The 22,468-nt window shown below is 66.0% G+C and carries 23 protein-coding genes and 1 pseudogene; 10 read left to right on the top strand and 14 right to left on the bottom strand.

All coding sequences use genetic code 11. The features are described from left to right. Positions 1-169: 169 nt before the first annotated feature. Complete coding sequence (locus tag CAG29_RS17075) at positions 170-1,846, top strand: diguanylate cyclase (RefSeq protein WP_085694848.1); 1,677 nt, start codon at positions 170-172, stop codon at positions 1,844-1,846. Between the two features lie 12 nt (positions 1,847-1,858). Here the strand turns inward: CAG29_RS17075 and CAG29_RS17070 are convergent, their stop codons facing one another. Together CAG29_RS17070 and CAG29_RS17065 are read right to left on the bottom strand one after the other, a co-directional pair. Then, positions 1,859-2,947 (bottom strand): polyamine ABC transporter substrate-binding protein, encoded by a 1,089-nt coding sequence (locus CAG29_RS17070; RefSeq protein WP_085579895.1) that lies wholly within the window; start codon positions 2,945-2,947, stop codon positions 1,859-1,861. Between the two features lie 51 nt (positions 2,948-2,998). Continuing rightward, entirely contained in the window at positions 2,999-4,300 is a 1,302-nt protein-coding gene (locus tag CAG29_RS17065) for an FAD-binding oxidoreductase (RefSeq protein ID WP_085694847.1), read from the bottom strand. Positions 4,301-4,460: 160 nt separating this feature from the next. Between CAG29_RS17065 and CAG29_RS17060 the strand changes: the two genes are divergently transcribed. After that, on the top strand, positions 4,461-5,366 hold the full coding sequence (locus CAG29_RS17060; protein WP_085694846.1) for a LysR substrate-binding domain-containing protein: 906 nt from the start codon (positions 4,461-4,463) through the stop codon (positions 5,364-5,366). A 1-nt stretch (position 5,367) separates the two neighbouring features. On the opposite strand, the gene CAG29_RS17055 is transcribed toward CAG29_RS17060, so the two are convergent. Next, positions 5,368-5,757, bottom strand: a complete 390-nt coding sequence (locus CAG29_RS17055; RefSeq protein ID WP_085579889.1) for a cytochrome c family protein — start codon at positions 5,755-5,757, stop codon at positions 5,368-5,370. 72 nt (positions 5,758-5,829) lie between these two features. Further along, positions 5,830-7,161, bottom strand: coding sequence for a PLP-dependent aminotransferase family protein (locus CAG29_RS17050; protein ID WP_085694845.1), 1,332 nt, complete (start codon positions 7,159-7,161; stop codon positions 5,830-5,832). Positions 7,162-7,250: 89 nt separating this feature from the next. Between CAG29_RS17050 and CAG29_RS17045 the strand changes: the two genes are divergently transcribed. Continuing rightward, the gene (locus tag CAG29_RS17045) at positions 7,251-8,144 is read left to right on the top strand and encodes a DMT family transporter (protein WP_085694844.1); all 894 of its coding nucleotides are present in this window, start codon (positions 7,251-7,253) and stop codon (positions 8,142-8,144) included. A gap of 3 nt (positions 8,145-8,147) precedes the next feature. On the opposite strand, the gene CAG29_RS17040 is transcribed toward CAG29_RS17045, so the two are convergent. Then, positions 8,148-8,969: an AraC family transcriptional regulator gene (locus CAG29_RS17040; RefSeq protein WP_085694843.1), complete on the bottom strand. Its 822-nt coding sequence runs from the start codon at positions 8,967-8,969 to the stop codon at positions 8,148-8,150. A gap of 133 nt (positions 8,970-9,102) precedes the next feature. Here CAG29_RS17040 and CAG29_RS17035 point away from each other — a divergent pair, with 133 nt between their 5' ends. Then, a complete protein-coding gene (locus CAG29_RS17035) occupies positions 9,103-9,615 on the top strand; it encodes a carboxymuconolactone decarboxylase family protein (protein WP_085579881.1) in 513 nt (170 codons plus the stop codon). Between the two features lie 413 nt (positions 9,616-10,028). Here the strand turns inward: CAG29_RS17035 and CAG29_RS17030 are convergent, their stop codons facing one another. After that, entirely contained in the window at positions 10,029-11,474 is a 1,446-nt protein-coding gene (locus tag CAG29_RS17030) for a SulP family inorganic anion transporter (protein ID WP_085694842.1), read from the bottom strand. Positions 11,475-11,612: 138 nt separating this feature from the next. Between CAG29_RS17030 and CAG29_RS17025 the strand changes: the two genes are divergently transcribed. Then, a complete protein-coding gene (locus tag CAG29_RS17025; protein ID WP_085630516.1) occupies positions 11,613-11,909 on the top strand; it encodes a hypothetical protein in 297 nt (98 codons plus the stop codon). A gap of 5 nt (positions 11,910-11,914) precedes the next feature. On the opposite strand, the gene CAG29_RS17020 is transcribed toward CAG29_RS17025, so the two are convergent. Beyond that, positions 11,915-12,373 carry a GNAT family N-acetyltransferase gene (locus CAG29_RS17020; RefSeq protein ID WP_085579875.1) on the bottom strand — a complete coding sequence of 153 codons (459 nt, stop codon included), beginning with the start codon at positions 12,371-12,373 and terminating at the stop codon, positions 11,915-11,917. 124 nt (positions 12,374-12,497) lie between these two features. Here CAG29_RS17020 and CAG29_RS17015 point away from each other — a divergent pair, with 124 nt between their 5' ends. After that, complete coding sequence (locus CAG29_RS17015; RefSeq protein WP_085694841.1) at positions 12,498-13,139, top strand: TetR/AcrR family transcriptional regulator; 642 nt, start codon at positions 12,498-12,500, stop codon at positions 13,137-13,139. A gap of 21 nt (positions 13,140-13,160) precedes the next feature. On the opposite strand, the gene CAG29_RS17010 is transcribed toward CAG29_RS17015, so the two are convergent. The 3 genes from CAG29_RS17010 to ggt all read right to left on the bottom strand — a co-directional run bounded on the left by CAG29_RS17010 (position 13,161) and on the right by ggt (position 16,690). Continuing rightward, complete coding sequence (locus CAG29_RS17010; RefSeq protein ID WP_085694840.1) at positions 13,161-14,180, bottom strand: lysozyme inhibitor LprI family protein; 1,020 nt, start codon at positions 14,178-14,180, stop codon at positions 13,161-13,163. A 180-nt stretch (positions 14,181-14,360) separates the two neighbouring features. Further along, complete coding sequence (locus CAG29_RS17005; RefSeq protein WP_085579869.1) at positions 14,361-14,894, bottom strand: cysteine hydrolase family protein; 534 nt, start codon at positions 14,892-14,894, stop codon at positions 14,361-14,363. Between the two features lie 68 nt (positions 14,895-14,962). Further along, positions 14,963-16,690 carry a gamma-glutamyltransferase gene (ggt, locus tag CAG29_RS17000; protein WP_085579867.1) on the bottom strand — a complete coding sequence of 576 codons (1,728 nt, stop codon included), beginning with the start codon at positions 16,688-16,690 and terminating at the stop codon, positions 14,963-14,965. A gap of 150 nt (positions 16,691-16,840) precedes the next feature. On the opposite strand from ggt, the gene CAG29_RS16995 reads away from it, so the two are divergent. After that, complete coding sequence (locus CAG29_RS16995) at positions 16,841-17,356, top strand: methylated-DNA--[protein]-cysteine S-methyltransferase (RefSeq protein ID WP_085637635.1); 516 nt, start codon at positions 16,841-16,843, stop codon at positions 17,354-17,356. Between the two features lie 85 nt (positions 17,357-17,441). On the opposite strand, the gene CAG29_RS16990 is transcribed toward CAG29_RS16995, so the two are convergent. From CAG29_RS16990 to CAG29_RS16980, 3 genes and pseudogenes are all read right to left on the bottom strand, one after another. Next, positions 17,442-18,032, bottom strand: coding sequence for an NUDIX domain-containing protein (locus tag CAG29_RS16990; protein WP_085579863.1), 591 nt, complete (start codon positions 18,030-18,032; stop codon positions 17,442-17,444). A gap of 165 nt (positions 18,033-18,197) precedes the next feature. Next, a pseudogene (locus CAG29_RS16985) lies at positions 18,198-19,199 on the bottom strand (chitinase); the annotation flags it as partial. A 40-nt stretch (positions 19,200-19,239) separates the two neighbouring features. Further along, on the bottom strand, positions 19,240-19,875 hold the full coding sequence (locus CAG29_RS16980) for a lytic polysaccharide monooxygenase auxiliary activity family 9 protein (RefSeq protein ID WP_085580105.1): 636 nt from the start codon (positions 19,873-19,875) through the stop codon (positions 19,240-19,242). Positions 19,876-20,192: 317 nt separating this feature from the next. Between CAG29_RS16980 and CAG29_RS16975 the strand changes: the two genes are divergently transcribed. Further along, positions 20,193-20,618, top strand: a complete 426-nt coding sequence (locus CAG29_RS16975; RefSeq protein WP_085694839.1) for a GNAT family N-acetyltransferase — start codon at positions 20,193-20,195, stop codon at positions 20,616-20,618. A gap of 168 nt (positions 20,619-20,786) precedes the next feature. On the opposite strand, the gene CAG29_RS16970 is transcribed toward CAG29_RS16975, so the two are convergent. After that, a complete protein-coding gene (locus tag CAG29_RS16970; protein ID WP_085579857.1) occupies positions 20,787-21,137 on the bottom strand; it encodes a hypothetical protein in 351 nt (116 codons plus the stop codon). A gap of 146 nt (positions 21,138-21,283) precedes the next feature. Here CAG29_RS16970 and CAG29_RS16965 point away from each other — a divergent pair, with 146 nt between their 5' ends. After that, entirely contained in the window at positions 21,284-21,988 is a 705-nt protein-coding gene (locus tag CAG29_RS16965) for a YoaK family protein (protein ID WP_085579855.1), read from the top strand. Between the two features lie 86 nt (positions 21,989-22,074). Next, positions 22,075-22,467 (top strand): sulfurtransferase complex subunit TusD, encoded by a 393-nt coding sequence (gene tusD / locus CAG29_RS16960; protein ID WP_085580103.1) that lies wholly within the window; start codon positions 22,075-22,077, stop codon positions 22,465-22,467. The last annotated feature ends 1 nt before the right edge of the window (position 22,468 follow it).

Here is a 22,468-nt window from a genome sequence, read left to right as displayed (position 1 = left end):
GACTCCATAAGGTGAACGCCCGGGATCCATCTCTCGGGCGGCGCACACTTTACCGGACGCGATAGCTCATTGATATCAAACTTGGCGGTTTTCTCGTCCCGCACTCACTGGCAGCCCGAGCGCGAATGCGCCTACCATGGCGCCACTCCAATAAGAACAGACACCGCCCATGCTCAAAGCCAGTCTGCGAAGCCACCTGACTCTCTGGTTTGCCGGTCTTTCTCTCCTGACGCTGCTGAGCGTCGGTTTCTACATCGGCCACATCGCCACCGAACAAATGAAGCAGGCCAGCGGCAACGCCTTGCTGAGCAACGCGCACTCGGCGGCGGCGCTGCTGGGCCAGCAGTTGCGCGAACGGCAACTGGAGGTCTACTTGCTCAGCCGGGCGCCGCACCTGGAGCGCGGCGACCTGGACAATCCGGCCATCCTGACCTCGATGAAACTGCGCAGCGAAGCCCGCGCCGAATACGCGTGGATGGGCGTGGCCGACGCCGAAGGCCGGGTGCACCAGGCCGTCAACGGGCTGCTGGTGGGCCAGTCGGTGCAGCAGCGGCCGTGGTTCCAGGCCGGCCTGCGCGGTGAGTACACGGGCGACCCGCACGAGGCCGTGCTGCTGGCCAAACTGCTGCCGGGCCTGCCGAACGGCGAGCCGCTGCGCTTCATCGACTTCGCCGCGCCGATCCACAATGCCGAAGGCCGGGTGATCGGCGTGCTCGGCGCCCACGCCCACTGGAGCTGGGTGACGCGGATCGTCGATTCGGCGGTCTCGCACAAGGACGCCGCACCGGATATCGAAGCGCTGATCATCGACCACGACGGCAAAGTGCTGTACCCCGAAGCGCTGGTCGGCCAGCAACTGGCGCCCACCGACCCCGCCTCGCCCGGCTGGATCGCCGCCAACGGTTACCTGACCGCCCAGGTCACGGTGCCGACCCCCGCCAGCACGGCGCTGTCCTGGTCGATCGCCGTGCGCCAGCCGCTGGACACCGCCCTGCAGCCGGCGCGTTCGCTGTTCTACAAACTGCTGTTGCTGGGCGGCATCGCCGCCGTCGGGTTCGCGCTGGTCGGCCACTACCTGGCGCTGTACCTGAGCCGTCCGATCGAACACCTGGCGCGCTCGGCCCGGCAGGTGCAGAACCACGAATCCGGCGTGCGCTTCGCACTGCAGCACCCGGTGCAGGAGATCGCCCAGCTCGGCCAGTCCATCGACGCCATGACCCGCTCCCTGCTCGGCAAGGAACGCGAACTGCAACAGGCCAACGCCTCGCTGGAAGCCACGGTCGCCCTGCGCACCGCCGCCCTCGTCCAGGCCAACGCCGAGCTGCTGACGCTGGCGACCCACGATGCCTTGACCGGCGTCCACAACCGTCGCCGCTTCGACGAGAAACTCACCGAATACAGCCTGCTGTTCCGCCGCACCGGCCGCCCGTTCGCCTTGCTGCTGATCGACGCCGATCACTTCAAGCGCACCAACGACACCCACGGCCACGCGGTGGGCGACGACGTGCTGCGGCAACTGGCGCAGCTCATCCAGGCCAACACCCGCGCCACCGACTTCGTGGCCCGCTACGGCGGCGAGGAATTCGCCGTGCTGCTGCCGGAGATCGCCCAGCCGGACACCCCGGACATCGTCGCCGAGAAGATCCGCGCCGCCGTCGCCGAGGCGCACTTTCCGGTGGTCGGCCAGATCACCGTGAGCATCGGCGTCGGCCTGGCGGATCCGGCCGACAACGCCCCCGCCGCACTGGTCACCCGGGCCGACCGGCAACTGTATCGGGCCAAGGCCGAAGGCCGGAACCGGGTGGTGTGCCAGGCGTCCTTTAGCGAGATGAACCGGCAAGGATGAAGGCCCGGGCACTCAGGTGTTGGTTTTCAGCCGGGTCCACAGCCGCGTCGTCAACCGGGCGATCGCCGCCGGCAACTCTTCCACGGTGAACAGCTTGTCCATCACCTCCCTGGGCGGGTAGATCGCCAGGTCTTGCCTCACCGCCGACGTCACCAGAGCGTCTGCGGCGGCGTTGGGGTTGGCGTAGTGGATGCTGTTGCTGATGTTGGCGATCACTTTGGGCTCCAGCAGGTAGTTCATGTACGTGTAGCCGTTGCGGGCGTGCGGGGCGTTCTTGGGCATGACCACCATGTCGAACCACAGGGTCGAGCCCTCTTCGGGAATCGAGTACGCGATGTCGATGCCGTTTTTCGCATCCCGGGCGCTGGCGGCGGCCTGGACCACATCGCCGTTGAAGCCGATCACCGCGCAGACGTTGCCGTTGGCCAGGTCGCTGATGTACTTGGAGGCATGGAAGTACTGCACATACGGGCGGATCTTCAGCAACAGCCGCTCGGCCTGCTTGTAGTCCGCCGGTTCGTGGCTGTGGGGCGGCAGGCCCAGGTAGTTGAGGGTGACCGGCAAGACCTGGGTCGGGTTGTCGATGATCGCCACGCCGCATTGGCTCAGCTTCCGGATGTTGTCCTCGTCGAAGAACAGCTTCCATGAACGGGTCACGTCGGTGCTGCCGAAGATCGCCTTGATCTTCTCGACGTTGTAGCCGATGCCCGCCGTGCCCCACATGTACGGATAGCCGTACTGGTTGCCGGGGTCGTTGACCTCAAGCTTTTTCATCAGCACCGGGTCGAGGTTCTTCCAGTTCGGCAGCTGCGACTTGTCGAGTTTCTGGATCGCGCCGGCCTTGATCAGGCGCGACAGGAAATGGTTCGACGGGCTGACCACGTCGTACCCGGTGTTGCCGGTCATCAGCTTGGACTCCAGCACCTCGTTGCTGTCGTGGATGTCGTAGGTCGCCTTGATGCCGGTGAGCCGGGTGAAGTCGGGCAACGTGTCGTCGGCGATGTAGCCGTTCCAGTTGGAGATGTTGACGGTTTCATCGGCGAGGGCGGCGGACGAGCCGGCCGCCAGCAGGATCGCCAGGGAAAGTGCATGGACGCGCATGGTGGATCACCTGTGTCGTGGAGCGGTTGTTTTTGTTTGAGGTGCGCAACTTCAGATTTCTGTCCGGGCCCTGACCGCCTCCATGCGCATGCGCAGCCTTGCGCCGATGTCGAAGAACGGACGCGGCGGCAGCCAGCCGGGTTGCGCCCGCTGCATCACCGTGCGCAGCAGCGGCGAATCGACGCCTGACGCCAACTCCGCCAGCAACCGTCCCCACAGGGTGCCCCGCGCCACCCCCGAGCCGTTGCACCCGGCCACAGCGAACACGCCCTCCTGCACCCGCTCGAAATAGGCCTGCCCGCTGCGGGTCGCACTCAGGTGACCGGTCCAGGTGTAACGGATGTCCTGCTCGCCGAGAAACGGGAAACGCCGCTGCAGCCCACGGACATGGTGGCGCCGGCGCTCGGCGATCTCGCGGCCCGACAGATCCCGCGTGCGGTATTCGGCGGTGTTGCGGATCATCACCCGCCGGTCCGGCGTCAGCCGCACCGTGGCGCCCAGGGGGCGGGTCGAAAGCACGCCCCAGGGCTCGACCGCACCGATGGCCCGATACTCCTGGTCGGTGAGCGGCCGGGTGAGACTGGCGCTCAGTTCCATCGGGAACGTGGCGCTGTCGTCGATGCCCACCCGGGGCACGAAGGCGTTGAGGCACACCAGCACACGAGCGGCTTCCACGCTGCCCCCGGGCCCGTTGGCGCGCAGACGGCCGTGGCCGAGTCGCTCAAGGCCCGTGATGTCGCTGCTCTCGAACGCCGTGACGTTGTCCGGCACCGCATCGAGCAAACCCTTCACATACTTGGCCGGCTGCAGCAAGGCGTTGCCGTTGCCGCACCAGATCGCCGCCCGGTAGTGCGGCGTGCCGAGCCGTTGTTGCAGCGCTTGCCCTTGCAGCAGCTCCGCACGGGCACCCAGCGCCCGCAGCGTGGCCAGCTTGGCGTCCACCTGGCTGAGCTTGGCCGGGTCGCTGACCGCAAAGAAATAGCCGCTGTCGCGCCAGTCGCATTCGATGGCATGCCGGGCAATGCGCTGACGGACTTCTTCGTTGGCCGCCCGGGCAATCATCGTGTCGGTCTCGAACCCGGCGAAGCCCTGCGCACCGATCAGTTCGTCGCCGGCCGGGTGTTCATGGGCCACGACGAAACCCGAATTGCGCGCCGAAGCTCCTTGGGCCGCCCGCTGGCGGTCCACCACCGCGATGCGCGCCTGAGGGTGCAGTTCGGCGAGCGTCAGCGCCGCGCTGAGGCCGGTGATGCCGGCGCCGATCACCAGCCAGTCGGCCTTTTGCGCCCCCTCCAGGCGGCTGCGCTGCGGCGTATCCCCCGCTTGCGCAATCCAGCCACATACGTTTTCCATGCCTCACCTCGTTCGACGGTCGTTGCGCGCCTTGCCTCTTGCGGCCAGCCATGCGTGAATCGCATGCCATCCGAAGCAAGCTCAGCCTGACGACTAGAATCTATAAGGTCTTCGCTGGCCGAACCAACGCTATAAAATCATCGAGGCATACCGAAAACGCATGGATAAAATCCGCCATGTCCCGTCACTGCAAGCCATGCAGGCCTTGGTGGAAGTCGCCGCCTGCGGCAGCTTCACCCGCGCCGCGCAGCGGCTGTGCCTGACCCAAAGCGCCGTCAGCCGGCAGATCCAGCAACTGGAAAGCCATTTCAACGTCGCCCTGTTCCTGCGCACCAGCCGCAGCCTGCTCCTGACCCCCGAAGGCGAGCAGGTGCTGGCCAGCGCCCACAGCATCCTCGACCAACTCAGCAGCCTTGCAGAGCGCCTGGCCCCGCAGCGACGCCCGTTCAGGATCCGCATGCACGTGTCGCTGGCGGTGCGCTGGCTGCTGCCCCGGCTCAGCGACTTCTACCTGCGCCATCCCCTGGTGTCGCTGGCGATCGAGACCGTCGCCACCGAAGTCGTCGAACCGGCCAGCGACAGTGACGCCTACATCCTTTACCTGCCGACGGCGTCCAGCGACGCCGATTGCCTGACGTTGTTCGAGGAGGCGCTGGTGCCCGTTTGCGCACCGGATCTGCCGCACGCCCCACGGTCGGTCGAAGCACTGCCGGACTTTGCCCTGCTGCACCGCTCGGCGGACCGGCAATCGTGGATCGAATGGCTGGCGATGAACGGCGGCAGGCCGCTGGAGGACTACCGGCACATACCGTTCAACCTGGATGAATTGGCGCTGGATGCGGCGGCGCGGGGCCTGGGGGTCGCGGTGACGGACATGACCCTGGCGGCCGAATCCATCGAACGGGGCGTGCTGACGGTGCCGTTCGGCCAACCGCTCAAGACAGGCGGCACCTACACCTTGTGCCTGCAGCCTTCAGCGGCCGCGCATCCCGACTGCGCCGCGGTAAAGCAATGGTTCGCCGGGCAGGCGCAAACGGGATGGATCCGCAACGGCCCGGACGCATGAGTCATTCGGCCTGAAAGGTCTGGAGATACGCCAGCAGGTTGTCGATCTTCTCTTCGTCGCTGAGCCCCCAGAAGATCATCCGCGTGCCCGGCACCACGCCTTTCGGGTCCTTGAGGTACGCCGTCAGCGTCTCGCGGTCCCAGGTGATGCCCGAGCCTTTCATGGCCTCGGAATACACATAGTTGGCCGACGTCCCCGCCGCTCGGCCGATGATGCCGTTGAGCTGCGGGCCGAACCCGGGACGGGCGGATTCGCCCACCTGATGGCAACCGCCGCACAGGCGCGGGAAGAGCTTGCCGCCGGCCTCGGCGTCGCCGGCGGCGCGGGCCGGAAGGCTCAAAAGGGCTGTGTTGAGGATCAGGGCGAGGGTCAGCAGGGCAGCGTTTTTCATCGGGGTTCCAGACAGGCCAGGCGGGCGGCGCAAAGGGTAGCAGATTGCGTAAGCTTCAAGCCGCCGAGGACATTACAGATAAGCGCCCACCACCCGCCTGACCTTGATCAAGGCCTGGCGCAAAACGTCCATGCCCACCGACCCCAGGGCCAGCCGGATCGCGTGCGGCACATGGGCCGACACGGTAAACGGTTCCGCCGTGGTGACCGACACCTGCCCGCGCATCAGCTCGGCCACCACCTGATCGGCCCGGGCGTCTTCCGGCAGCGGCAGCCAGAGAAAATACGACGAAGGATGGCCCACCACCGGCAGCCCTTCGAGCACCTTCACCGCCAGCGCCTGACGGGCCCGGGCGTCTTGGCGCTTTTCCTCCTCCAGCCGCTCGACCGTGCCGTCATCCAGCCAGCCGCAGGCGATGGCGGTCATCACACCGGGGGTGTTCCAGGTGGTGGCGCGGATGATGCGCTCCAGCGCCGGCACCGTCGCCGGCGGTGCGACGATGTAGCCGACGCGCAGGCCGGTGGCGATGTTCTTGGACAGGCCTGAGACGTACACCGTGCGCTCCGGCGCCAGCACCGCCAGCGGGGGCGGCGGGCTGTCGGCCAGAAAGGCGTAGGCCGCGTCTTCGATGAGGGTCAGGTCATGCCGGCGGGCAATCGCCGCCAATTGCTCGCGCGGCCCCTGAGGCAGCACCCAACCCAACGGATTGTGCAAAGTCGGCATGCAGTACACGGCGCGCACCGGACGGCTGCGGCAGAGGGCATCCAACGCCGCCAGGTCCGGCCCCAGGGCGGTGACCGGGATCGCCACCACCTCCAGGTGCAGCGCCTCAGCCAGCACCTTGAAGCCGGAATAGGTCAAGGCATCGGCGGCGATGACATCGCCGGGCTTGAGCAATGCCATCAACGTCACCGCCAGCCCCTGCTGCGCGCCGTTGACGATCAGCACCTGGCCGGCCTCGACCGCCAATCCGCGGCTGCGCAGGTGACGGGCGACCGAGGCCCGTTCGTGCTGGCGTCCGGCGTGGGGCTGATAGCGCAGCAGCGCCTCCAGGTCGCCGGACAATGCCAGTTGCCGCAACGCGGTGCGCAACAGGTCGTCCTGACCGGGCAGCGACGGATAGTTGAAATTGAGATCGATCATGCCGACGGCGACGTCTTTCTGGTCGATGCCTTGCCCCGGCGACAGCGAGGTTTCGCGCACGAACGTGCCGCGCCCGGTCTCCCCGCTCACCAGCCCCATGGCCTCGAGTTCGGCGTACACCCGCGAGGCGGTGACCAGCGCCAGCCCTTCGCGGGCGGCCAGTTGTCGGTGGGTGGGCAGGCGGGTGCCGGGCGCCAGACGCCCCGCGCGGATGTCGGCCGCGTAGAGGTCGACCAGGGACTTGTAGCGGGAACGGGGCATGCGGGCGTATCCATGACAATTCTTTGATTGTCTTGATTCTCAGCCATAGGATTCGCCCCAGGCAACCCCCAACCTTGAGTGCGACCCTTATGGAACGAACGTCGAACCTGCCCCACCCCGCCCTGGAGAAGACCAGCGGCTGGATCAACGGATTCATTGGCGTGGTGATCTTCAGCGGCTCATTGCCGGCCACCCGGCTGGCGGTGCTGGAATTCGACCCGGTGTTCCTCACCGTGGCCCGCGCCACGCTCGCCGGCCTGCTCGGGCTGTGCCTGCTGCGGCTGTTCCGCGAGCGGCGCCCGGCGCGCGACCAGTGGTGGCCGCTGGTGATCGTGGCGCTGGGCGTGGTGCTCGGGTTTCCGCTGCTCACGGCGCTCGCCCTGCAATACGTGACGTCGGCCCATTCGATCGTGTTTGTCGGCTTGCTGCCGCTGGCCACGGCGGTGTTCGGCGTGCTGCGCGGCGGCGAGCGGCCGCGCCCGGTGTTCTGGATCTTCTCGTTGCTGGGCAGTGCGCTGGTGGTCGGTTTCGCGCTGGCACAGGGATTGAGCGCCTCGCCCACCGGCGACCTGCTGATGCTGGCGGCCATCCTGGCCTGCGGGTTGGGTTACGCCGAAGGCGCGAAACTGTCGCGCACCCTCGGCGGTTGGCAAGTGATCTGTTGGGCGCTGGTGCTGGCGCTGCCGGCGATGGCGGGCTTGAGCCTGTGGCGGATGCCTGCCTCGTTCTCCGGCATCAGCGTCACGGCCTGGACGTGCCTGGCCTACGTGTCGCTGTTCAGCATGTTGATCGGTTTTGTGTTCTGGTATCGCGGGCTGGCCCAGGGCGGGATCGCCGCCGTCGGGCAACTGCAGCTGCTGCAGCCGTTCTTCGGCCTGGCGCTGGCCGCGACGCTGGTGCATGAACAGGTCAGCCTGGGCATGCTGGCCGTGACGCTGGGGGTGATCCTGTGCGTGGCCGGGGCGAAGAAGTTCGCCCGCTAGCCCTCAGCGGGCGTCGGCCTTCCATTTCCTCGGGCTTAGCCCGGTCTTGCGCCGGAACGCCCGGGCCAGCGCCGACGGGCTCTCGTAGCCGACCTCTTCGGCGATCAGCGCAATCGGCCGGCCCTCGCGCAGACGCTTCTGCGCCAGGCTGATCCGCCAGCTCAAGAGATAGTCCAGCGGCGTCTGCCCGACCACCCGGCGAAAGTGCTCGGCGAACCCGGCGCGGGACTGGTTGGCGGCCGCCGCCAGCTCGGCCACGCTCCAGGCCCGGGCGGGCTCGTCGTGCATCAGCCCCAACGCCCGCGACAGCCTCGGATCGGCCAGCCCGGCCATCATGCCCGGCTGCTGGTCGCGCCGGCTGATGAGGTGGCGCAGCAGCAGGATCACCAGCAGCTCGAACAACCGGTCCATCACCGCTTCGCGCCCGCAATGCCCGTCGAAGGCCTCCTTGAACAGCCACGCCAGCGTGCTGCCCAGCTCCGGGATGTCGGTGAGCTTCAGCACCAAGTAGTCAGGCAAGGCCGACGCCAGCGCGTTGCCTGAACCGCCGTCGAACGTCAGCGAGGCGCACACCAGTTGCGTGCCCATCGATTCGTCGGCGAACAGTCGGTGGGCCAAGGGCCGGGGGAAGAAAATCAGGGTTGGTTCGTTGAGCGTCAGCTCAGGGTCGTTGCCGGGCTTGAGCAGCACCTCGCCGGCCTGCAGCAGGTGCACATGGCCGCACGCCTGTTCGCCGCCGTAGGCGCTGACGCCGCAGAACGCGCCGCTGTGGAACGTGCCGGCATTGACGCCGAAGTGGGTGAGCAAGGTGGAGAGGCGATCCATGACGGCATCCTCGGCGACGGGTTTGGACGATCTGCCGCATATCCTCGACGATTTGCACCCAAAGCACCAGCCGCGCTCCCTAACATGAGCTCCATCCCCGGTGCACTCCGCACCGGACATTCGGAGATTCATCATGAGCCGCATCACCCCGATCAGCCTCGACACCGCCGCCGACGCCACCCGCACCGTGCTGGAAGGCGTGCAGAAGAAAATCGGCTTCCTGCCCAATGTGTTCACGACCCTGGCCAAGGCGCCCGTGGCACTGGACACCTACCTGCAAGCCTCCGCCATCCTGGGCAAGACCTCGCTCAGCGCCAAGGAGAAAGAAGCGGTGTACCTGGCCACCTCGCAGGTCAACGGCTGCGACTACTGCCTGAGCGCCCATACGCTGTTCGCCAGCAAGGCCGGGCTGTCGGCCGAGGACATCGCCCAGGCGCGCCACGGCCGGCTGAACGCCTTCGCCGCCCTCGCCCGCCAACTGACCGAGACCCGCGGCCAGTTGAGCGACGAACAGATCGCCGCCGCCCGCGCCGCCGGCATCGACGACAAGCAGATCATCGAAACGGTCGCACTCGTCGCCGTGCAGACCCTGACCAACTACCTCAACAACGTGGCGCTGACCGACATCGACTTCCCCGCCATCTGAAACCTGCCGGCTCCCACAGGGTTCAGCGGTGTCCGCACAAATGACCGGCCACCATCGATCCTGTGGGAGCCAGCTTGCTGGCGATAGCGGTCTGTCAGCTAAAGATGTTGGCTGTGCCGGCCCCATCGCTTGCAGGCAATCCCACAGGTATCCCGGGTGTTAGCAGGATCCAGGCACACCACAAAGCCCTGTGGGAGCTGGCTTGCCAGCGATAGCGGTCTATCAGCCACCCAAGATATTGCCTGTGCCGATCCCATCGCTGGCAAGTCGAGTCGTCGCACCGCAGCTCCCACAGGGTTCAGCGGCATCCTCAGAAATGACAGGCCAACATCGATCCTGTGGGAGCCAGCCTGCTGGCGATAGCGGCCTGCAAGCGACCCAAGATGCCGGCAGTGACACCCTCTCCCACCTGCTCAAGCGTGCTCCACCCCGGCGCGCTTGAGCAGTTTCTTGCAGCGCTCGGACAGGTGGAACACCTGCAACTGCTTGCCGGCCTTGGCGTAGCGTTCGCGCAGGGTCTTCAGCGCGGCGATGGCCGAGTAGTCGACAAAGCTCAGGTGGCGGCAATCCAGGGTCACCCGCGCCGGATCGCCGGCCGGGTCGAACTGGTTGAGGAACGGCGTGGTCGAGGCAAAGAACAGCGTGCCGTGCAGCCGGTAGAGCTTGCTGCCGTCGGCCTCCAGATGCGCATCGGCGTACAGTTCGCGGGCCTGCTGCCAGGCGAAGTTGAGCGCGGCGATGACGATGCCGCACATCACCGCGGTGGCCAGGTCCGTGAACACGGTGATGACCGTCACCGCCATGATCACCAGCACATCGTTGAGCGGCACCTTGTTCACCACCCGCAAGGAGGCCCAGGCAAACGTCTGCTGCGACACCACGAACATCACCCCCACCAGCGCCGCCAGCGGAATGCGCTCGATCATCGGTGACAGGAACAGGATGAACAGCAGGATCGCCACCCCGGCCACCACGCCGGATACCCGCCCGCGCCCGCCGGAACTGAGGTTGATCACGGTCTGGCCGATCATGGCGCAGCCGCCCATGCCGCCGAACGCACCCGACACCATGTTCGCCGCCCCCAGCGCCACGCATTCGCGGTCCGGGTAGCCACGGGTCTCGGTGATTTCGTCGGTGAGGTTCAGGGTCAGCAGGGTTTCCAGCAGGCCGACCAGCGCCATCAGCACCGCATACGGCGCGATGATGCGCAGGGTCTCCAGGTTCCACGGGATGTCCGGCAGCGCCAGGGCCGGCAGGCCGCCGGCGATGTGCGCCATGTCGCCGAGGGTGCGGGTCGGCAGATCCAGCAGATAGACCAGTGCGCCCACGCCGAGGATCGCCACCAGTGCCGGCGGCACCGCGCGGGTCAGGCGCGGCAGGAGGTAGACGATGGCCATCGTCAGCCCCACAAGCCCAGCCATCAGGTACAGCGGCGCGCCGCTGAGCCAGTGTTCGCCGTCCTTGAAATGCTCCAGCTGCGCCAATGCGATGATGATCGCCAGGCCGTTGACGAAGCCGAGCATCACCGGGTGCGGCACCATCCGCACCAGTTTGCCCAGGCGCAACAGCCCGAACGCCATCATCACCAGACCGCCGAGCAGCACGGTGGCCAGCAGGTACTGCACGCCGTGCTGCACCACCAGCGCGACGATCACCACCGCCATCGAGCCGGCCGCCCCGGACACCATGCCCGGCCGGCCGCCGAACAGCGCGGTCAGCGTGCAGATGATGAACGCGCCGTACAGGCCCATCAGCGGATTGAGGTGGGCCACCAGCGCAAACGCGATGCATTCGGGCAACAGGGCGAACGAGGTGGTGAGTCCGGCCAGGACATCGGCGCGCAGACGTTTCGGTTTCATGGCTTACCTGATACGGGGTCGACGGAAAAACAGGGCTGTGGATGTTACGCAAGTGCCCGCAGGCAAACCAGCGGACGCTGACAACCGCCGTCGGGCGCTCTAAGCTGGCGCGCCTGTTCCGTCGACCGAGAGCCCGTCATGCCCACCCCGTTGAACGCCCGGGAAGTCTGCCAGCGCCTGCGCGATGCCGCGCTGGGCGTGTGTCCGTTGCGCCGCACCGCTGAGCCGTGCGGATCGGCGCGGGTCACGGTCGATATCGACGGCTGGCGGTTGGCGCTCGACCTCGACGGGCCGCGCCTGCTGCATTGCCTCGAATGCCGCAGCCCCGATGGCCGGGCCTGGCGGCTCGACACCTCGCAACGCTTCGGCACCGACCCGGTCAGCCTGCTGAGCACCTGGGAGCTGGCGCAGATCGAGCGGCTGCTGGCCGAGTGACCGGCTCAGCCCTTGCGCAGATCGAGGGTGTAGGTGAAGTACCCGGTGTCGCGCACCCAGCCCAGCGACTCGTACAGGCCTTGGGCGGTGAAGTTGTCGGTGGCGGTTTCCAGCACCAGGCCCTTGGCCCCGCTCTGCACAGCAAAGTCCCGCGCCGTGTTCATCAGCAGCCTTCCTGCCCCACGGCCACGGGCGGCCGGAGTGGTGAACAGGTCGCTGAGCAGCCAGGTGCGATGGGCGTCGATGGATGAGAACGACGGGTACAGCTGCACAAAGCCCAGCGCCTGGCCGTCGGCGTCCTGCGCGATGAAGATCGCCGATTCGCCGGCGGCCAGGCGCTCGGCGATGAACGTCCGCGACTGCGCCAGATCCGACGGCTGGCCGTAGAAGCCGCGGTAGGCGTCGAACAACGCGGCCACCGCATCGAGGTGAGAGGCATCGGCGCGCAAGGTGCGAAGGGTCATGTGGTTTTTTCCGGGATCGATTGGATCGGCACAGCATAGCGTTGTCTGCCGAGTCTGCTGGCTTCATCGCTATATAGTTTTGTATATTGCGAACCCGAAACCGCCAGACTCCGCCGTGCCTTCCATGAGCAGCATCCGTCAACGCAACGAGCAACTGATCCTCGCCGCCGCCAGCGAGGAATTCGCCGCCAAGGGTTTCGACGCCACCCAGACCCGCGACATCGCCGCCCGTGCCGGCGTGCCCAAGGCCAACCTGTATTACTACTTCCAGACCAAGGAAAACCTCTACGCCAAGGTGCTGCTGGGTTTCGTCGAACCGCTGCTGGACGCCTCGGCGGCGCTGCGCGAGAGCGACGACCCGCTGATCGGCCTGCGGGCGTACGTGGCGGCGCGGATCCGCATCGCCCGCGAGCACCCGGCCATCGCCCGGGTGTTCAGCGGCGAACTGCTGCTCGGCGGCCCGCAGTTGCCGCCCGAGTGCCGCGACCTGCTGCACGCCGAAGCGAGGCGCAACGTCGAGTGCCTGCGCAGTTGGATCGACCGCGGCCTGCTGGCCCCGGTGGATCCCGAGCACCTGATGCTGTTCATCTGGTCGGCGACCCGCACCTACACCAACATCGGCTGGCAGATGGGGTGCATCACCGGGCGCGAAGTGCCGCAGGACGAGGACTACGCCGCGGCGGCGGACACCGTCACGCGGCTGGTGCTGGGCGGCGTGGTGCGGGAGCCGGCAGCCCCTGTGTGCCGGTTGATGTTCGCGACCTGAGGTGGCGGCGACAGGCTTGCATTACGGCATGCGTTCCAGCGGCAGGGTTCTGCCGCCCTGCATGCGCTCGTACCAGGCGTGCACGGCAGCGGGCAGGCGATCCTTCCAGTCGGGGACGTTGGTGTAGTAGCGGGCGCGGGACTCGCCCTGGGCATCGGGCACCAGCAGCGCGATCCAGAAGCGGTTGCCGGCGGCGCTCATCACGATGGCAGCGTTGAAGTTGCCCAAACCGCGCACCCACAGCTCATCGACCTCGCTGCCCGGCACGTCGGCGGACGGATCGCCGATCGTCATCGTCCCCGCGCTTTGCACCAGTGCCGGGTAGTCGCCCTTGAGCAGCGTGCGCAGTGTGTCGTCTTCCTGTTGCGTGCGCACCAGGCTCAGCGCCAGCAGATCGTAGTCCAGCTTCAAGGGCGTTGGCGAAGCGACATAACGCCCGGCATAGAACACTCCCATTCCTGCCCCGCAGTCAGCGTCGTCACCCTGTTGCGCGACGTTCAGCACGCCGTTGATCGCCGTGAAGCTCAACGCGCACTCGCCCTCGGCGTAGTCCGCCCCCGAGGCGCGGCGTGTGGCGGTTCCCTCCAGGCTGCCTTCGTTGGCGCCGGCGGTGGCCTCCACGGCGAAGGACACGTGCGAATCGTCCCGTAGGGACGTGTTCAGCTCTGCACCCGAGGCCACGCCTTCGGGAATCCGCTGCCACACCGCGTTCCAGCTGAACGGCTTTGCGGCGTATTCAAGTTCGGTGAGGCGCATGAGGTACAGGCGGCGCAGGCAACCCAACGTTTCGCCGCAAAGGTCGCGGTTCTTCAGCCACGCTCGTTGATCCGCCCTTAGTGCCTTCGGGTCGGCGACCTCCGCCAGCGTGGTGCGCCACACCGCGCTCAGCTTCTCATCGAGGGCGGAGGTGTACGGATCGGCGCAAAGGGTTTTCTCGACCGGGCCGGACGCCTTGGCGCAGTCGAAACCGGCGGCGTGGGACATCGGGGCGATTACGAGGCTGGCCAGCAGCCAGGCATGACGGGCATTGAACGCGGGCATCGACAGATTCCATTCCTGAGGCGCCGGCAGTATGCCGGGAGCGACCGGTCGATGCCCGGAGTTTTCACCGCCTGCAGGAGCGAGCCTGCTCGCCAAAGCGTCATCCCCCTCAATGTCCGAGGCGAACGACACGACGCCTCGCGAGCAGGCTCGCGCCTACAGGGAAGGCTGCTCGGCGGGTCAGAAGGTGATCTGAGCCGCCGGCGTGACGTCGATCCGCGCCACCGAGCTGCTCAGATGAGCCAGATCCTTGTTGTGCTCGGCGATGATGTCTTCGGCGCTCATGCTGCCGTTGTCCACGGTGGAGTGGGCGTCGGCCGCCAGCACCACGTCATAGCCCAGTTGATGCGCCTGGCGCACGGTGGCGTTGACGCAGTAATCGGTCTGCAGGCCGCCGATCACCAACCGGTCGAAGTCTTCCTTGGGGATCAGCTTCTGCAGCGTAGTCTGGCAGAACGAGTCCGGGGCGGTCTTGCGCACGTACAGGTCGCCCGGCGCGGTCTCCAGGCCGTCCGCCAGTTGCCAGCCGTCGCTGCCGTGGGCCAGCAGGTCGCCCTCTTCTTCGTGCTGGATGAACACCACCGGCACGCCGGCCTGGCGGGCGCGTGCGCTGAGGCGGTTGAGGGTGTCGATGACGCGGGGGATGTCGTAGCACGCGTATTGGCCCGAGCACAGGGCGCGTTGGACGTCGATGATCAACAATGCGGTGGACATGGCAGGCCTTCCTTGATCGATCCGTGAGACAGGGGCGGACAAACGCCCGCCCCTCTTTTTTACGCGCGTCAGTAACCCAATGACAACCCGGTGTTGCGCCGCGGGTCGTTGGCGCCGTAGAAGCGGTTCTTGCCCACCGGTTTGCCGCCCAGGGACGGCGCGCCGACAAGGATCGCCGCGATATGGTTGGCATCTTGCGGGCCGGCGAACTTGTGGCCCCAGCTTTCGAGGATCTTCCTGGTGTCGGGGCTGGCGGCGAAGTCTTCGAGGTTGGTCTGCTCCGGCATCCACTGCTGATGGAAGCGCGGCGCATCGACCGCTTCCTGCAGGCCCATGCCGTAGTCGATGACGTTGAGCATGGTCAGCAGGGTCGCGGTGATGATCCGGCTGCCGCCCGGCGTGCCGACCACCATCACCACCTTGCCGTCCTTGGTGACGATGGTCGGGCTCATCGACGACAGCGGCGCCTTGCCGGGCGCGATGGCGTTGGCCTCGCCCTGCACCAGGCCGTACATGTTCGGCACGCCGACCTTGGAGGTGAAGTCGTCCATCTCATCGTTGAGGATCACCCCGGTCTTGCTGGCCATCACGCCGGCGCCGAACCAGTCGTTGAGGGTGTAGGTCACCGACACGGCGTTGCCCCACTTGTCGACGATCGAGTAGTGGGTGGTGTTGCTGCCCTCATGGGGCGCGACGCCCGGCTTGAGTTCGGCGGAGACGCCAGCCTTCTGCGGCGCGATGGCCTCGCGCAGCTTGGTCGCGTAGTTCTTGTCCAAAAGGTGCTCGATGGGGTTCTTCACGAAGTCCGGGTCGCCCAGGTAGCTGTTGCGGTCCACGTAGGCGTGGCGCATGGCTTCGATCTGGTAGTGCATGCCCTGGGCGGAATGGAAGCCCAGGTCCTTCATCGGATAGCCTTCGAGAATGTTCATGATCTGGCAGATCACCACGCCGCCGGAGCTGGGCGGTGGCGCCGAGATCACGTGGTAGCCGCGGTAGTCGCACTCCACCGGCGCCAGTTCGCGGGTCTTGTACTTGTCCAGGTCGGCCTGGGTGATGATGCCTTTGTTGGCCTGGCTTGAGGTGACGATGGCGTCGGCCACCCAGCCCTTGTAGAAACCGTCCGCGCCTTTTTCGGAAATGGTGCGCAGGGTCTTGCCCAGATCCTTCTGCACCAGCTTCTGCCCCACCTGCATCGGCTCGCCGTTGCTGAGGAAGATCGAGCCGGAGTCGCGCATGTCCTTCTTGAACACGTCGGTGGCGTACTCCAGCAGATCGACGTCGCCCTGCTCCAGCACGAACCCGTCTTCGGCCAGCTTGATGGCCGGGGCGATCATCTCATTGCGCGGCTTGGTGCCGTACTTCTTCAGCGCCAGCTCCATGCCCGACACCGTGCCCGGCACGCCGACCGCCAGATGGCCGCGGGTGCTCAGGTCCGGAATGACGTTGCCGTCCTTGTCCAGGTACATGTTCGCGGTGGCGGCCAGGGGAGCCTTTTCCCGGAAGTCGAGGAAGGTCTTGCGCCCGTCCGCCAGTTGAATGGTCATGAAACCGCCGCCGCCCAGGTTGCCCGCTGCGGGGTAGACCACCGCCAGCGCGTAACCGACGGCGACCGCCGCATCCACCGCGTTGCCGCCGTTCTTCAGCACATCGACGCCCACGTGGGTGGCCAGGTGCTGGGCGGTGACCACCATGCCGTTCTCCGCCGCCACCGGGGCCACCGAAGCGGCATGGGCCGTGAGACAGGCCAGGGTGAAGGAGGTCGCGATCAGGGTCTTGGCAAAAGGTTCGTACTTCATGGGTCGGTCCCTTCTTGTTATTAGGCTTTTCAGGAAAGCAGGGAGAAGCGCTGCAAGAGCCACAAGCAGTATGGCCGCGATTGCGATTTGCGCCTCCCGGAACACGCCGTATGCTGTGCGCTGTTCCCGCCCCCCCACGGAGTCCGACCTATGGCCTACACGTTCATCACCCTGCCCTCGCCGGTCGGCGAACTGAAGCTGGTCGCGAACGGCCAGCGACTGGCGGCCATCCTCTGGGAAAACGACAGGCCCGACCGGGTGCGCCTGGGACCGATGGTCGAGGCGCCGGACAACCCGGTGCTGCTCAAGACCGCGCAGCAGCTGCAGGAATATTTCGCCGGCACGCGAAACCGCTTCGAGCTGGAGCTGGATTTCGCCGGCACCGACTTCCAGAAAAGGGTCTGGACGGCGCTGCTGACCATTCCCTTCGGCGAGACACGCACCTACAGCCAGATCGCCGAGCAGATCGGCCACCCCAGCGCGGTGCGGGCAGTGGGCGCGGCGAACGGGCGCAATCCGATCTCGATCGTTGCGCCGTGCCATCGGGTGATCGGCGCATCGGGCAAACTGACGGGGTTCGCCGGAGGGCTTGAGGCCAAGGAGCGGCTATTGAAGTTGGAAGGTTGCCGGTGGGCCGAGGTCGGACGGACGGGGGAGCTGTTCTGATCGCCTGTCTTCAGTGATCGGCCCACTGTGACGCTGCGGCTATTTTCAATGGGGGTGAGGGAGATTGCTCCCTCACCAAAGGGCCTCAAGCGGAGAACAGGTCGTTCATCGCCGCATACTGCAACAGCATGATGGTCTTGGCATCGCAGATCTCGCCGCGCCCGAAAGCGGCCAGCGCATCATCGAAGCGCCACTCCAGCACCTCCAGCTCTTCGGTCTCTTCCTCCAGGCCGCCGCCGGCGCCGACCTTCGACGACGCGTCGTACTCGGCAACGAAAAAGTGCAGCTTCTCGGTCACCGAACCCGGACTCATGTAGGACTCGAACACCTTCCTCACGTCATGCACGCGGTAGCCGGTTTCCTCCTCGGCTTCGGCACGGATGCGTTGCTCGGGATCGGCCCCTTCAAGCAGCCCGGCGGCCACTTCGATCAGCAGCCCGTCATGGCCGTTGACGAACACCGGCAGACGGAACTGCCGGGTCAGCACCACCGTGCGCCTCTCGCGGTTGAACAGCAGGATCGCAGCACCGTTGCCGCGGTCGTAGACCTCACGGGTCTGGCGCTGCCAGTCGCCGCTGTTGCGCCGGTAGTCGAAGGTGATTTTCTTGAGCAAGTACCAATCGTGGGACAGCACCTGCGTATCGATGAATTTGACCCGTTCGGCCGTGTTGGACATGACGCCTGACCCATGTGTCCTTGAAGGACGCCCATGGTAGGCGAAAAGACGCGGCCCACGGACGAAAAAAAGCCCGGCAGCGCTACCGGGCTTTCTGTTCGCTTACTGCTGTTGGCCGATGTCGACCGTCATGTCGTCCGACGCGTGCTCAGACAGCTTGGCGCCATGGATCAGCGGCCCGTAACGGCGGCTGAATTCCCAGTTGTACGGCACCCGGTCCTTGCTGATGCCGTTGTCCCAGTTCACCGACCAGGTCATCAGCCCCTTGATCGGATGTCCTTTGATGGCCAGCCGCTTCATGGCGTTGCCCACCGCGGTCTTGTCGATCACGTAGCCGGTGGCGGCGGCATCGACGTTGGACGGCAGGCCGATGACGAACTTGTCCGCCGCGATCTTGGTGAACCCGCGGGTGCCGGTCACCAGGCTTTCGGTCAGGTAATAAAGGAAGTCTTCCTTCATCGCGTCGTTGTTCTGCGCGATCCACGCGCCGTTGCCGTTGTTGGCCTCCGGCACCCAGACCCCGTCGCCGCCCTGGTTGTAGAACTGCGGGGCGATGAAGTCGTAGTAGCCTTCCAGCGCTTGCAGGTAGCCGACGTACTTGCCGTTGGCGGTCAGGTACGGGAACTCCGGCGCCATGCTGATGATGAAGTGCTTGCCCTGTCCTGCGTAGTGATCCTTGACCAGTTTCAGCGCCGCCGGCAGGACGGTCTTGTTGGCGGCGAAATCAATCGCGCTCTGTTCAAGATCGATGTCCAGCCCGTCGAAGCCGTAGGTTTCCACCAGACGGATGATCTCGTTGGCCAGCGGTTGTTCTTGGCCGGCGCGCAACTCGATGTGCGCATCGGCGCCGCCCAGGGAGATCAGCACCGCCCGCCCCTGGCTGTTGAGCACGCCGACCTGGCGGCGGAACTCGGCGTCGGAGACGTTGTGGGGCTTGAAGGTCGGGATGCCGTTGCCTTTCATGAAGGCCACAGCGACCACGTTGTACTCCTTGGGTACGTTTTCAAGCGCGATGTTGGCGAACTGCCCTTGCCGGTAGCCGTCGCTCGGCCCCGCCGGCCAGTTGTGCCAGAAGCCCATGAGGATCTTCTTGCCGGCGATGCTCGGCATCAGCGACGCCGCGTCGCCCGCCTGGTTGTGCAACAGGGTGAAATCAATGTTCGACATGTTCTAATCCTTCAGAACGTGTGGGTCGGTTGGCGCGGACTTACTTGAAGTCGACGTCGAAGGCCTGATAGAAGGCGTTGCCGGTGTTGGCGACGATCCACATCAGGACGATCACGTGACGCCCCTTCTTGTTGGCCGGCAGTTTCACCGAATGGTTGACCTTGGCCTTCAGTTCGCCCGCATGACTGTAGTACGGAACCTGCGGGTAGAAATCCTCGAAGAACGGTTGCGCCTCCAGTTGCGCACGGGTGATGCGGGTCTTCGGATCCCAGCCGTCCTTGGTGATCAGCCAGCGGTAGCCGCGGGTGGTGTGCGGGGCGGTGTACTCCCATTTGATGTCCAGGGTCTGGCCCGGTGTAACGTTGAGCAGCGGCCAGGTGAACGGGCGACCGAGCTTCTTGCTCATTTCCTCGTCGGTGAAGTTCACGCAGTCGCGGGCGTCATCTTTGCCGCCGCTGAGGATGTAGCCGTCGGCCGGCGGCACGACGCTCGGGTTGTCCGTGCCGAACGGCGCGGGGAACGGGCCGGCCGCCAGCGCCGGGAAGTTCTTGCCGCCTTCCATTTCATTGACCTGCCAGCCGCCCAGCAGGCCTTGCTCGATGGCCACCGAACCACGGCTGGCCGGAGAGGTGACGCGACCGTGTCGCAGTTGGGTTTCAGGGGTTGCTTGATTCATGTTGTTCACTCCATTGATTTAAGAACTCTCCTTCCCGAGGAGAGGCCTTCAAGCTAACGGAGGGGGATTTTTTGTCCATCGGCGGATTTGTCGCAGCGGGCGGCCTTGCGCCAGCAATCGTCAATGAATACTGGATGGATATACAGCACCCTAAGTCAGCGCGTACTCATCCTGTAGCAAAAAACCTACACGCCAAAGGCATGAAAACCGGCATCGGCGGATCAAGGCACCGGCGACGGCGCAAGGCCGACCGAGGGGATGGATCAAAGGTCAATGCCGGGTTAGGCTGCGCCTTCGTTGCCAAAAGGAAGTTGCACATGAACCTGCGAATCGAGCTGTCGCACACCAATACGGAAGAAGAACGCCTGGCCATCCTGGCGCCGCTGCACGCCTTTAACGTTGCCCAAGCCGGCATCGCACCCTCCACCCCCCTCACCCTGCTGGTGCGCGACGACAGCGGCGCGATCCTCGGCGGACTCTATGGCCGTTTTGTCTGCGAGTGGCTGTTCGTCGACCTGCTGTCGGTGCCTGAAGAAGGACGGGGCCAAGGCATCGGCTCCAGGCTGATGGGCATGGCCGAGGAGCTGGCGCGGGAGAAAGGCTGCTTCGGGATCTGGCTCGACACCTTCGATTTTCAGGCGCCGGTGTTCTACCGAAAGCTTGGCTACAGCGAATTCGGTGAACTGGCGGATTATCCGCCGGGGCACAAGCGGCTGTTCTTTCAGAAGCGGTTGAAGGACTGAGCCGGCAGGCCTTCTGCGAGTGCAACGGCATTGCCCTTGCTTTCGCTCTGCGGGGCCTGGGCTGATGCCATCGCCAGCAGGCTGGCTCCTACAGGGATCGGTGCATGGCACAGATCCACTGTGGGGCTTGCCCGCGATGAGGCCGGAACAGCCTCCGCCTCAACCGACCTACAGGCAGGTCGCCAGCGCCGCCAGCCGGCGCTTGGCGACGAAGTCGTCCTTCTGCGCGTAGTACTTGAGCGTGGTGCCGGACGCGTCGCTGACCACATCGACGAACGATTCCGCCGAGCGGGTGTACACCGTGGTGCCGCCCTGCTTGCCCGGCTCCAGATAAGCCGCCGCGTCCACACCGAACACCGCTTCGTCCTGCCAGGAGAACTGCACGCACTGCGCCACGTCCTTGCCGGGCTTTTCCGAGGTCAGGGTCTTGTAAGGGGTTCGGGTGCGGGCGTCTTCCATCACCGATCCCGCGCAACCGGCCAGCAAAACCGCCGCCAGCGCCACCGTCAGCATTCGCATTGCATTCGCTCATTCAAAAAAGAACGGACTGTATCACTGCCCGGCAAGGTTTCGTTCAGCTTTACCGCATCGGACGGCGCGACAACCCTCGCGCTATGGAGTAAAACCGTGTTTTCCCACACAGGAACCCGGCCAGGAACCCGCCCATGCTGCCGTCCGCCACCACTCACCGCGCCACGCCCGGCCATCTGCATACCCAGAAATGGCGCGGCCGCGTCGGCTTGACGCTGGTCGCCTGCCTGTCGGTGCTGGCCGGCATGACCGATGCCATCGGCTTCATGGCCAGCGGCGACTTCGTCTCGTTCATGAGCGGCAACACGACCCGCCTGGCGGTGGCGATCAGCGACGGCGACCTGGGCCTGACCCTGCGCCTGTCGATCCTGGTCGCCACGTTCGTCTTCGGCAATGCCCTCGGCGTCATCGTCAGCCGGCTGAGCGGGCGTCGGGCGCTGCCGTTGCTGCTGTGCATCGCCGCGCTGCTGTGCGCCGCGGCGGCCTGGCCGTTCGAGCAGCAATTGCCGGCCCTGCTGGCGGCGATCACCGCCATGGGCATGCTCAACGCCTGCGTCGAGGAAGTGAACGGGCTGCCGGTGGGGCTGACCTACGTCACCGGGGCCCTGTCACGGTTCGGCCGGGGACTGGGCCGCTGGCTGCTGGGCGAACGACGCAACGGCTGGCGGGTGCAACTGGTGCCCTGGACGGGCATGTTCGTCGGCGCGGTCATCGGTGCGCTGCTGGAACGCCATCTGGGCCTTCAGGCCCTGTTTTTCAGCGCATTGCTGGCCGGCGTGCTCGGGGTGGTCGCCCTGAAGATCCCCCGCCGCTGGCAACTGGGCTACATGCCGCGCTGACACTCACCGCGCCTGCGGCAACATCCGCTTCGCCGCCCCGGCGAGAAAGCTTTATCATGGCCGCAGTTTCGCTGATCGAGTCCGTCATGAAGTTCGCCATCGCGCTGTTTTCCGCCGCCCATGCGCCCTCCTCGCGCCGTGCCCTGCTGTTCGCCCAGGCGGCGCTGGCCGGCGGGCATGAGATCGTCCGGCTGTTTTTCTACCAGGACGGCGTGCACAACGCCTCGGACAGCGTGGTCACCCCGCAGGACGAACAGGACCTGCCCAAGCAATGGCGCGCCTTCATCACCGAACAGCGGCTGGACGGCGTGGTGTGCATCGCCGCCGCCCTGCGCCGTGGCGTGCTGAACGCCGAAGAGGCCGCACGCTACCAGCGTGACGCCGTGGCCGTCAGTGCGCCGTGGGAACTGTCCGGCCTGGGCCAACTGCACGATGCGGTGCAGGACGCCGACCGTCTCATCTGCTTCGGAGGCGCATGAA

The organism is Pseudomonas sp. B7(2017), assembly GCF_002112745.1.
GTDB classification, from domain to species: Bacteria; Pseudomonadota; Gammaproteobacteria; order Pseudomonadales; family Pseudomonadaceae; genus Aquipseudomonas; species Aquipseudomonas ekonensis.
The sequence above is the reverse complement of the archived record's forward strand: the minus strand, read 5'-3'. Positions and strand labels throughout refer to the sequence as shown.

What these genes read in the sequence shown, in the direction of transcription:
- CAG29_RS17040 (WP_085694843.1), bottom strand. Translation starts at nt 8,969, where the DNA reads ATGGATCGCCTCTCCACCTTGCTCACCCACTTCGGCGTCAATGCCGGC.
- CAG29_RS16975 (WP_085694839.1), top strand. Translation starts at nt 20,193, where the DNA reads ATGAACCTGCGAATCGAGCTGTCGCACACCAATACGGAAGAAGAACGC.
- CAG29_RS17010 (WP_085694840.1), bottom strand. Translation starts at nt 14,180, where the DNA reads ATGCCCGCGTTCAATGCCCGTCATGCCTGGCTGCTGGCCAGCCTCGTA.
- CAG29_RS17005 (WP_085579869.1), bottom strand. Translation starts at nt 14,894, where the DNA reads ATGTCCACCGCATTGTTGATCATCGACGTCCAACGCGCCCTGTGCTCG.
- CAG29_RS17075 (WP_085694848.1), top strand. Translation starts at nt 170, where the DNA reads ATGCTCAAAGCCAGTCTGCGAAGCCACCTGACTCTCTGGTTTGCCGGT.
- CAG29_RS16980 (WP_085580105.1), bottom strand. Translation starts at nt 19,875, where the DNA reads ATGAATCAAGCAACCCCTGAAACCCAACTGCGACACGGTCGCGTCACC.
- CAG29_RS17035 (WP_085579881.1), top strand. Translation starts at nt 9,103, where the DNA reads ATGAGCCGCATCACCCCGATCAGCCTCGACACCGCCGCCGACGCCACC.
- tusD (WP_085580103.1), top strand. Translation starts at nt 22,075, where the DNA reads ATGAAGTTCGCCATCGCGCTGTTTTCCGCCGCCCATGCGCCCTCCTCG.
- CAG29_RS16995 (WP_085637635.1), top strand. Translation starts at nt 16,841, where the DNA reads ATGGCCTACACGTTCATCACCCTGCCCTCGCCGGTCGGCGAACTGAAG.
- CAG29_RS16970 (WP_085579857.1), bottom strand. Translation starts at nt 21,137, where the DNA reads ATGCGAATGCTGACGGTGGCGCTGGCGGCGGTTTTGCTGGCCGGTTGC.
- ggt (WP_085579867.1), bottom strand. Translation starts at nt 16,690, where the DNA reads ATGAAGTACGAACCTTTTGCCAAGACCCTGATCGCGACCTCCTTCACC.
- CAG29_RS17055 (WP_085579889.1), bottom strand. Translation starts at nt 5,757, where the DNA reads ATGAAAAACGCTGCCCTGCTGACCCTCGCCCTGATCCTCAACACAGCC.
- CAG29_RS17030 (WP_085694842.1), bottom strand. Translation starts at nt 11,474, where the DNA reads ATGAAACCGAAACGTCTGCGCGCCGATGTCCTGGCCGGACTCACCACC.
- CAG29_RS17025 (WP_085630516.1), top strand. Translation starts at nt 11,613, where the DNA reads ATGCCCACCCCGTTGAACGCCCGGGAAGTCTGCCAGCGCCTGCGCGAT.
- CAG29_RS17065 (WP_085694847.1), bottom strand. Translation starts at nt 4,300, where the DNA reads ATGGAAAACGTATGTGGCTGGATTGCGCAAGCGGGGGATACGCCGCAG.
- CAG29_RS17070 (WP_085579895.1), bottom strand. Translation starts at nt 2,947, where the DNA reads ATGCGCGTCCATGCACTTTCCCTGGCGATCCTGCTGGCGGCCGGCTCG.
- CAG29_RS17060 (WP_085694846.1), top strand. Translation starts at nt 4,461, where the DNA reads ATGGATAAAATCCGCCATGTCCCGTCACTGCAAGCCATGCAGGCCTTG.
- CAG29_RS17015 (WP_085694841.1), top strand. Translation starts at nt 12,498, where the DNA reads ATGAGCAGCATCCGTCAACGCAACGAGCAACTGATCCTCGCCGCCGCC.
- CAG29_RS17045 (WP_085694844.1), top strand. Translation starts at nt 7,251, where the DNA reads ATGGAACGAACGTCGAACCTGCCCCACCCCGCCCTGGAGAAGACCAGC.
- CAG29_RS17020 (WP_085579875.1), bottom strand. Translation starts at nt 12,373, where the DNA reads ATGACCCTTCGCACCTTGCGCGCCGATGCCTCTCACCTCGATGCGGTG.
- CAG29_RS16965 (WP_085579855.1), top strand. Translation starts at nt 21,284, where the DNA reads ATGCTGCCGTCCGCCACCACTCACCGCGCCACGCCCGGCCATCTGCAT.
- CAG29_RS16990 (WP_085579863.1), bottom strand. Translation starts at nt 18,032, where the DNA reads ATGTCCAACACGGCCGAACGGGTCAAATTCATCGATACGCAGGTGCTG.
- CAG29_RS17050 (WP_085694845.1), bottom strand. Translation starts at nt 7,161, where the DNA reads ATGCCCCGTTCCCGCTACAAGTCCCTGGTCGACCTCTACGCGGCCGAC.